Here is a 6,958-nt window from a genome sequence, read left to right as displayed (position 1 = left end):
CCATTACCACAAACAGGACAACGAGGATATCCTCTCAATATACGATTTTTCTTACCCCTACAATCTTCAAAAGTAAACTGACGTCTACAGTCTTTACATTGATATTTTTGATTACCTGCCTTATCTTTACCAAAGCGATAAAGGTTATGACTATGGCATCTTGGACATGTAATTTTATTCACTAATTTGCACATAATTTCATCTCTCCTTCGGAGGTATTTTTGGTGTTGCTATATTTAAGATACTCTAAGGAGGGATGAAATTCAAATATCATATAACTTAACAGAACTATAAATATATTTGGGAGATATAATATGAGAAAAATATTTACTAATATGTTAAGGGTATTTTTATGTACTATTTTTTTTGTTTCCTTTTCAAGTAACTTTGTAAAGGCTGAAACTGCTTTACCAGAAGTTTATTCTGAAGGTGCAATTTTAATGGATGGAAAAACTGGAGAAATTCTTTACTCAAAAAATGAGCATCTTCAATTCGAGCCAGCCTCAACAACTAAAGTAATGACAGCTTTAATTGTTTTAGAAAATACGAAGCTTACAGATAAGGTTACAATAGGTATAAATCCAACCCTTGTTGATGGTTCTGCCATAGGAATTGCTGGAGGGGAAGTTTATACTGTTGAAGAACTTTTAATAGGTCTTCTACTTGAATCAGGAAACGATTGTGCTGTAGCCTTAGCAGAACATGTTGCAGGTTCTGTAGAAGAATTTGCAAAAATGATGAATAAAAGAGCCAAAGAAATCGGAGCACTAGATACAACTTTTAAAAATCCTCATGGACTTCATGAAGAAGGTCATTTAACTACAGCTTATGATTTAGCTCTTATAATGAATGAAGCAACTAAAAATAAAGACTTTGTTAGAATATCAAGAATAGATTCACATAAATATGAAAATCATCCCTTTTCTAATGGAGATGAAAAATGGGCTATAAATAGAAATCAACTATTTAACGAATATACTTATTACTATGAATATGCCTATACTGGAAAAAATGGATATACTCCAGAAGCTAATCATACTTATACAGCTACTGCCCTAAAAGATGGACAGTTATTAGTAGCTGCATTTTTAAATGCCACAGATAAAAATAACTTTTATTCAAACATAGGACCTTTATTTGATTATGGTTTTGATAATTTTGAAACTGTTAAATTAATAAACAGTAATGAAGTTCTTACTAGCTTAAGTATTGATGATGAAAATGTTCTTCCTCTATTATCAAGTAAGGATGTTTATTATACTAAACGCCGTTTAGAAAGCACTCCTTCTTATAATATTAACTATGACAATTCATCAATTAACTCAAAGGAAATAGACGTAATTAATAAAGGTGAGGCCCTTTTCACTGCTACAGTCAGTGTAAATGGAAAAACGATTTCTTCAATCGATTTATTAAGTGGAGCAAGTTATGAAAATACATCACTATTTAAATCCTTTAAGTCTCTTAATTTATTAAATATTGCTCTGACTGTATTAATTTTTATACTTATCCTATACATAATAAGTAGTATAATCCAAACAATTAGATATAGAAGAGTAAGGAAAAGAAGACCAAAATTTAGAGCTAAAACAAGATACAGATAAAATCAGTTAGTAGTGCGGAGTTTGGAGTGCGAAGTTAAGAATTGTACAAATATAAAAAGGAAGATGATTTTTATTCAAGTAAAAATCATCTTCCTTAATTTTTAAAGGGCTTAAATTCCAAACTCCGGGCTACAACTCCTAACTCCTAACTCCTAACTTCTAACTCCTAACTGAATTACTTTCTCAGTTTTTCTATAAGTTTCTCCATATCTTCTGGAAGTTTTGCTCTAAGGGTTAGAACTTTCTTTGTTCTTGGAGACTTAAAATCTAATCCATAAGCATGAAGGGCCTGCCTATTTATTATTTCAATATCTTCTTCATATCCATATAAGCTATCTCCGTATATTGGATGGCCTAAATGACTTAGGTGAACCCTTATTTGATGAGTTCTGCCTGTTTCTAAAAGACATTCAATCAAATCTCCATCTTTAAATCTTTCCACAACTTTATAATGAGTTATACTTTCCTGACCTCTTTCATCTACAATTCTTTTTATCGTGCCTTCTTCCTCAGGTCTATATATAGGCAGATTAATAGTCCCCTCTAACTTTTCCATATGTCCATGTACTACTGCAAGATATCTCTTTTGAAAATCATCACTTTTCATTTCCTTAGATAATTCCATATGAGCATATTGATTCTTAGCAATTATTATAAGTCCTGATGTATCCATATCTAGCCTGCTTACTAGTCTTACTATGCATTTTTGATTAGTTTCCTTAAAATAATACATAAGTCCATTGGCCAAGGTTCCGCTTTGATGTCTCTTAGTTGGGTGAACTACCATATTAGGCTTTTTATTCACAACAATAATATCATCATCCTCATAAACTACCTCTATATCCATTTTTTCTGGAGCAATATTTTGACTTTCTTCTTTATCTAATCTAATTAAAACTAAATCCTTTTCCCTTAAAATATGATTCATCTTAACAGCTTTATTATTAATAAATATTCTTTTATCCTTTGAAGCCCCCCTTATAAGCCTTGAAGATAAACCTAGATCTTCCTTCAAAAATTCTCTAATTTTTTTACCTTCAAACTCCTTAGGAACTTCTTTTTTTATTACGCTCATAGTACCTCCTTAAAACAATTGACAATTGACCTATGTCAATTGTCAATTAATCAATTTTCTCCAAAAAGGTTATAATCTGTTCCTAATAAAATTACTATGTCATACTCTTCATATTCCTTATTAATCTTTTTAGAAAAATTATCTATCTTTATATCTTTTGATATTAAATTCTTATAGTCATTATTGGATAGTTGAATTACACTTTCTTCTGTTGGATCTCCATTTCCAATATCAACATTTACATAACCTAAGGAAATAAGTTTATCTCTTGTAGTTCCTGCTAAACCGTTTATCTGTGTTCCATTTAAAACTAACAGTTTTAAATCTTCTCTTTTTACTGATGTTGTTAATGCTGCATCTTCTGAATTCTCAGAATTTATAGCATTAATTAAGTCCCTATTCATATCATTATAAACTACATAAAAAGATTGACCATATATGTCTTCATTTACTCCTTGTAAGGTATTCATAACTATGTCTGCAGGTTTAAGCTTCATTATTTTTAACGCCAAAGAAGTCATTGTTTTTGAATCCATATTTGTTTTTATATTTTCACTCACAATATTAAGAAGTTCTGGTATTTTTAAAACTGTAGTTGGACTTAATACTTTATCTACTAGTTTTTTCATTAAGGCATGTTGATTACTTATTCTTCCTATATCACCATCTGCAAGCCCAGTATCATCATTATTTTTTCTCCATCTAAAGAATTCCTCAGCTTTTTGTCCATCTAAATGCACTGTTTCCCCTGCATTAAAATGTATATGCAGATTTTGGGCATCATCATCATAATACATATCCTGTTCTATATACATTTCTACTCCGCCTAATGCATCTACAATATTCCTAAAAGCCTTATAATCTACTTCAACAATATAATTTATTCTTGTTTCTAATAACCCCTCAATATGCTTTATTATTTCTTCTTGACCACCTATGGCATATGCTGAGTTTATTTTCCAATATCTTTGATATTCCCCTGTATCTAAATATGCATCTACTTCAATTAAGGTATCTCTTGGTACTGAAACTAGGTTTACCTTTTTGGTATTAGGATTATAATTTACTAGCATTATAGTATCAGTTCTTCTTGCAGAAGTATTTTCCATATTCTCTACATCCCCTATATCCATGCCCAATAAAAGTATATTAACTGGTTCAGTAGAAGAAGCTGGTTCCACTGCATCTCCTAAAGTATTGGCTTTCAGGCTGTTTAAAAAGGAATAAAAATAACCAACAGTTCCAAGAATAATTATTAAAATAATTGAAGCTATAGTAAATATTATTCTCCTTCTTTTTTGCTGCTTTTTTCTTTTTATTGCCTCAAGTCTTCTTTTCCTTTTTCTTTCCTCTATAGCAGAACTTCTCTCATTTCTTCGAAGATTTTCATTATTATCCATTTTAACCCCACTCCCAATTTTTCTTATTAAATAGTGTCCTTATTGAGCAATAAATAATTTCTAGCCTTTACACTATTTATATTAATAGGAAATCCCTTATCTAATAGATATTTAAGACTATGTGTTAAACAATTTAAAAGCCCTTCATTTAAATCTTTAAAAGCTGTTTCTCTTAATTTTTCTATTCCATTAAAATTTCTTCCAGGCTCTATCATATCGGCTATATATATGATTTTCTCTAACTTAGTCATATTTTCTTTTCCTGTTGTGTGCCATCTCATTGCACTTAAGATTTCTTCATCTTCTATTTTAAATACTTCCCTACCTAAAATTGGGGATACCATAGCATGCCAAAGTTCTGGTGCCTTTTCCTCATCTGCTGAAAGGACTATATTATTTTTTTCTATTAATTCCTTTAAGTCATATATAGTCATATTTTTAGCTATATCATGGCCTAAGGCAGCTATCTTTGCTTTTTCTATATCTATATTATTAATTTCTGCAAGCTTAATTGCTGTTTCCATTACTCTTAAGGTATGATTATATCTATTTTCAAGTAAATTTTCTTTTAGATATTGTTTCATTTCATCTATTGTAAGCATATAATTCTCCTCAAATATAATTTATTATAATCTCATCTTATTTATATATTCTATTTTCTATTATAAAATCAAGAACTACCTTTGGAAGAAAAAAATCAACCCTTTTTCCTTCTTTTATTCTTTCTCTTATCATAGATGATGAAATTTCTAAATTAATTATATCTAAAAATCTTATATTTGTATTGAATTTTATATTAATTTTATTTTTTTGCTCTATTAACTTCTTATAATCATAGCCTGCTCTATTAAAAACTACAAAATTAGAAAGTTCAAATATTTTTCCTGGATTTCTCCACTTTTCTATATCTAATAAGCAATCTGCACCTGTAATAAAATAAAGTTCATTATCTTCACTTTTAAAGTATTCTAAAGTCTCATAGGTATAGCTATATCCCTCTTTTAATATTTCATAATCACTTACTTCAAAGTCCTCAAAGCCTTTTATAGCCCTTTTTACCATTTCATATCTTAAGGAAGCCCCTAAAATATCCTCATTCTTTTTATGAGGAGGGCTTCCTGCTGGCATAAATATTACCTTATCTAATTTAAGTTGTGACTTAGCCTCATAGGCAATATATAAATGAGCCAAGTGTATTGGATTAAAGGTTCCACCTATAATTCCTATTTTTTTCATATTGCATTACCTTTTATGGCAGCTCTATCTTTGGCTTTTTTGAGGATTTTCTATAAAGAACAATTTTATTTCCTATAGCTTGAATTCCTTCGCAGCCTAATTTTGAACATATTTCGTCTGAAACTTCTCTTGCTGCTAATCCGCTATTTTCTAACACCTTTATTTTTATTAATTCCCTAGCTTCTAAAGCATCATCTATCTGTTTTAAAAAATTTTCTTCTAATCCATACTTTCCTACTTGGAATATTGGATCCATACTATTTGCAAGACCTCTCAAAAAGGCTCTTTGTTTTCCTGTTATCATTTTACATCTTCCTTTCATTTACTACATAATATATTCAAATTCAAAATCGTTAAGTCTTACTATATCTCCATCTTCTATTCCCATTTCTCTAAGTTCATCTAATATTCCTTTATTTCTTAATACCTTATGGAAATATCTTAAAGAGTTAACTTCATTAACATTTACTGCACTTAATAATCTATCAACAAAGCTTCCAGAAACAACAAATACTCTATTTCCTTCATCTCCATCTTCTATATTGATTTCATAAGTAAATCTCTTTTCTTCTGGAATAAATCTTTCTTCTTCTGGTATTTCTAATTCTGTAACTGGAATTTCTGAAAGCATTCTAGCTGCTTCCTTAATAACTTCATCTACTCCTTGTTTAGTAGCTGCAGACATCTTGTAAACTTTATCGAATCCTAATTCATTAACTTTTTTCTTAAAGTTTTCAAAAACTTCTTCATCATACAACATATCTGCCTTGTTAGCTACTACAATTTGTGGTCTATCCCAAAGCTTTACTGAATATTTCTTAAGTTCTTCATTTATTTTAATAAAATCTTCAAAGGGATCTCTTCCTTCTATGCCTGATATATCAACTATATGAATAAGTATTCTTGTTCTTTCTATATGTCTTAAGAATTCTAAACCAAGACCTACTCCTTCTGCTGCTCCTTCTATTATTCCAGGAATATCAGCCATAACAAAGGAATTTATTCCTTCTACTTTAACAACTCCTAAATTTGGAACTAAAGTTGTAAAGTGATAGTTTGCTATCTTTGGTTTAGCTGCAGTAACAGTAGATAACAAGGTTGATTTACCTACATTCGGAAATCCTACAAGACCTACATCAGCTAATAATTTTAATTCTAAAATTAACCATCTTTCTTCTCCTGGCATTCCTGGTTCTGCAAAGTTTGGTGCCTGTCTTGTTGGAGTACAGAATTTGCAATTTCCCTTTCCGCCTTTTCCACCTTTAGCAATTACAAACACATCATCTTTATGAGAAAGGTCTGCTATTATCTTTCCTGTTTCAAAGTCTTTTATTATAGTACCCATTGGTACCCTTATGTATAGGTCCTTTCCATCTTTTCCATAACATTTTGAACCTTGGCCATTTTCACCATTTTCAGCTATAAACTTCTTCTTATATTTAAAATCTAAAAGAGTTGTTAAGCCTGTATCAACTTTAAATATAACGTCGCCGCCACGGCCTCCATCCCCTCCATCTGGACCACCTAGAGGGACATACTTTTCTCTTCTAAATGAAATAGCACCATTTCCGCCATCCCCGGACTTTACAAATATTTTTGCCTTATCTATAAACATAAACTCACCTATCTTTCTTAAAATAACT

Annotated in this window: 8 protein-coding genes; 1 reads left to right on the top strand and 7 read right to left on the bottom strand. The window is 30.3% G+C overall.

What is annotated here, in order from left to right; translation table 11 throughout:
• A partial coding sequence (locus KQI16_RS13130; RefSeq protein ID WP_286172843.1) for an IS1/IS1595 family N-terminal zinc-binding domain-containing protein occupies nt 1–194 on the bottom strand: 194 nt, incomplete at its 3' end.
• A 120-nt stretch (nt 195–314) separates the two neighbouring features.
• On the opposite strand from KQI16_RS13130, the gene KQI16_RS11300 reads away from it, so the two are divergent.
• A complete protein-coding gene (locus KQI16_RS11300) occupies nt 315–1,604 on the top strand; it encodes a D-alanyl-D-alanine carboxypeptidase family protein (protein ID WP_216434531.1) in 1,290 nt (429 codons plus the stop codon).
• 175 nt (nt 1,605–1,779) lie between these two features.
• Here KQI16_RS11300 and KQI16_RS11295 read toward each other — a convergent pair whose 3' ends face one another.
• Genes KQI16_RS11295 through obgE form a run of 6 tightly spaced genes read right to left on the bottom strand, consistent with a single transcriptional unit; the run spans nt 1,780 to nt 6,930 of the window.
• Complete coding sequence (locus tag KQI16_RS11295; RefSeq protein ID WP_216434529.1) at nt 1,780–2,679, bottom strand: RluA family pseudouridine synthase; 900 nt, start codon at nt 2,677–2,679, stop codon at nt 1,780–1,782.
• A gap of 50 nt (nt 2,680–2,729) precedes the next feature.
• Nucleotides 2,730–4,079: an LCP family protein gene (locus KQI16_RS11290; protein ID WP_216434527.1), complete on the bottom strand. Its 1,350-nt coding sequence runs from the start codon at nt 4,077–4,079 to the stop codon at nt 2,730–2,732.
• 26 nt (nt 4,080–4,105) lie between these two features.
• A complete protein-coding gene (yqeK, locus tag KQI16_RS11285) occupies nt 4,106–4,681 on the bottom strand; it encodes a bis(5'-nucleosyl)-tetraphosphatase (symmetrical) YqeK (protein ID WP_119866117.1) in 576 nt (191 codons plus the stop codon).
• Between the two features lie 37 nt (nt 4,682–4,718).
• A complete protein-coding gene (gene nadD, locus KQI16_RS11280; protein ID WP_216434526.1) occupies nt 4,719–5,315 on the bottom strand; it encodes a nicotinate-nucleotide adenylyltransferase in 597 nt (198 codons plus the stop codon).
• A gap of 13 nt (nt 5,316–5,328) precedes the next feature.
• Nucleotides 5,329–5,619 (bottom strand): ribosome assembly RNA-binding protein YhbY, encoded by a 291-nt coding sequence (yhbY, locus tag KQI16_RS11275; RefSeq protein ID WP_216434525.1) that lies wholly within the window; start codon nt 5,617–5,619, stop codon nt 5,329–5,331.
• A gap of 21 nt (nt 5,620–5,640) precedes the next feature.
• Entirely contained in the window at nt 5,641–6,930 is a 1,290-nt protein-coding gene (gene obgE, locus KQI16_RS11270; RefSeq protein ID WP_216434523.1) for a GTPase ObgE, read from the bottom strand.
• Between the last annotated feature and the right edge of the window lie 28 nt (nt 6,931–6,958).

Source organism: Caproiciproducens sp. MSJ-32, from assembly GCF_018918055.1.
In the GTDB taxonomy this organism is placed as follows: Bacteria; Bacillota; Clostridia; order Clostridiales; family Clostridiaceae; genus Clostridium.
The sequence above is the reverse complement of the archived record's forward strand: the minus strand, read 5'-3'. Positions and strand labels throughout refer to the sequence as shown.